Consider the following 2,341-nt stretch of genomic DNA (forward strand, 5'->3'; position numbering starts at 1 on the left):
CGCGGTCATGACCCAGATTTGGATCGCCATGTGTGCCTATCTGCTGCTGGCCTGGATTAAGTTCAGCAGCCAAATTGATCGCAGCCTGCAGCAAATGATTCGCCTTCTTCAGCTCAATTTATTTGAGATTCTATGTTCAGAGGCAAGCTTTTACGCCATTCTTGGCTGATATTCTGTTTGATCTCTCATCAAAGCAAATGCCAACTTAGCAATCTTGCGAGAGACTGCGACAGCAGCGGCAGTTGTCGTAAGCCCTCGCTCACGTAAAGCATCATAGTAAGGCTTCCATTGCGCCGTTCTTGCACCGGCTCTAGCCGCGTTAAACAACAATCGCCGAATCTCGGGATTCCCTTTCTTAGTGAGCTTGCGCTTTCCCCTATACCGTCCCGATTCTTTTACCCGCACATCAAGTCCCATAAATGACACAAACGAATCAGCTTTACTAAACTCGCCGCGATGATAGAAGGCGACCAAAGCAGCTGCATTGAGTGGGCCAACGCCATTAATGGTCAAGCAGCGTTTGTAATCATCGATGTACCCTGACTGTTTGACGCACTCGACAAGCTTTTTGTCTATCACCGCGATAGCGTGATCAAAGCGGGCGAACAGTGCGTTGCGGGTTTGTGCTATTTCGCCAATTCCCGCTAATGATAGTTTTAGCGCCGCCTTTGAGTGGGTTAGCTTGGCTCGTGCTCGGAGTAAGGTCATCATTCGTTTAACTGCTTTAGGCGGCAGTTGATAAGGCCGTAGATGAGCTATTTCAGCGCTAAGATAACGAAGTAGAAGTTGCGCATCAGCACCATCCGTTTTGATCCTAACGCCAATGGCTTCTCGATAGCGAGCGACCCTGCAGGCATCAACCAAATAAATGGTATGGCCAGTTGCGAGCGCCAGTTGTACGAATTCTTCATGGTAGGTGTTGGTTGCTTCAACGGCGATGGGCATGACACTCGGTAGTGATTTTAGGTAGGCCCGAATTGCCTTAGCAGTATTCTCGACTCGAATAACAGTACTACCGTTAAAAATATCGAGCCACTCTTTAGCGACATCAACACCTAGACCTTCCAATGTGACGTGCATTGTCATGGGCGATCCTCCGGTTTAATCTATGAATAGTCGGGGTTCATCACTGGCGCTAGCTTGCGGAAATCGGCCGTACAGGGGCTGGATTCTTTATAGGCGCTTTTGGATGAGTGGGGAGGCAGGGCAAACTCTCATGTGGGCCGTACACGATTTTCGTGGCGGATGCGCAGCGACCAGCCTCCACCTCCCCGGCGCCTTGATATCATCCATAATCAAGGCTGGGAATACCATACAAGCGCAGAGAGTTGCTGCCTTTGCTGAGAGGCGATCCGCCAGAGCAGATGAACAACGTCAATCATCCGCAGCTCTGCTTGCTATGAATATTTGTGGGACAGCAATGTCGGAATATTTAAAAATACAGGCCGGTCGCTCTCCGGTATTGGTCATTACCCACATATAACTTTTGCTTTGCGCTGTTTTATTGGGTTCGTCTAACACTTGGAGCGTGGTTTCATCCATGTGTATACAAGGCTGTTGATGTAAGTGATCCATCAGTAAGTTAATGAGCGGCTGTGATAGCTCACCACATTTCATCATCCAGTTCGCCATATTGGTTCTGTCTAGCTCAATACCGATGCGTTTAAACATGGCGCTTTGACGATAGAGCGGCAGTGCATCGGCGTATTTTTGAGTGGCGATGTAAGACAATAGGCTGGGGCTAGCGATGCTTTTTTCAATTGGTTGCTTGGGCTTTTTCGCGGTCACGATGTGCTTGTTACAGCAGGGGCAGGTGTATTTTAAGCGCTTGTGACGAATAATTTTTATGGTCGCGGGTATGATGTCCAGTTGTTCGTGATCGTCACTGCCCATGCACTTTAATGGTGTGCCGTCGTGTGGGCAGACTTTTTCAGACTCAGGAAGATCATGAATCATATCTTCGCGAGGAAGATGGTCTGGAAGAGTGATACGCGGCTTGCTGGTTCGGGTATGCGCTTTGACTGTGGTTGATTCAGATGCGGTGGACTGCGACGCCTCTGACAATACTTCTTCTTCGGCTTCGTTAAATAGCCCTAATTGATCGTTCGATGTTTTTTCGCTGGAGGTGCCGTAGCGTTTTTGTAAAAGAAGTTTTATCTGTTCTTGGAGAGACGCAATGTGTGCGTCGCGCTGATTGTTTTTTTCTATTTCAAGACATTGCTGTCCCACAAATATTCATAGCAAGCAGAGCTGCGGATGATTGACGTTGTTCATCTGCTCTGGCGGATCGCCTCTCAGCAAAGGCAGCAACTCTCTGCGCTCAAATAAATTGAGCTGAAGA

Annotated in this window: 2 protein-coding genes and 1 pseudogene; 1 reads left to right on the top strand and 2 read right to left on the bottom strand. The window is 48.4% G+C overall.

What is annotated here, in order from left to right; genetic code table 11:
- Nucleotides 1-127, top strand: a pseudogene (locus tag O9X78_RS20595) (IS4 family transposase); the annotation flags it as partial.
- A gap of 23 nt (nt 128-150) precedes the next feature.
- Here O9X78_RS20595 and O9X78_RS20600 read toward each other — a convergent pair.
- Nucleotides 151-1,086: a transposase gene (locus O9X78_RS20600; RefSeq protein WP_269621566.1), complete on the bottom strand. Its 936-nt coding sequence runs from the start codon at nt 1,084-1,086 to the stop codon at nt 151-153.
- Between the two features lie 288 nt (nt 1,087-1,374).
- Nucleotides 1,375-2,229: an IS66 family transposase gene (gene tnpC, locus O9X78_RS20605; protein ID WP_269621567.1), complete on the bottom strand. Its 855-nt coding sequence runs from the start codon at nt 2,227-2,229 to the stop codon at nt 1,375-1,377.
- Nucleotides 2,230-2,341: the final 112 nt, after the last annotated feature.

It is taken from the genome of Zhongshania aquatica (genome assembly GCF_027257955.1).
Classification (GTDB): Bacteria; Pseudomonadota; Gammaproteobacteria; order Pseudomonadales; family Spongiibacteraceae; genus Spongiibacter; species Spongiibacter aquatica.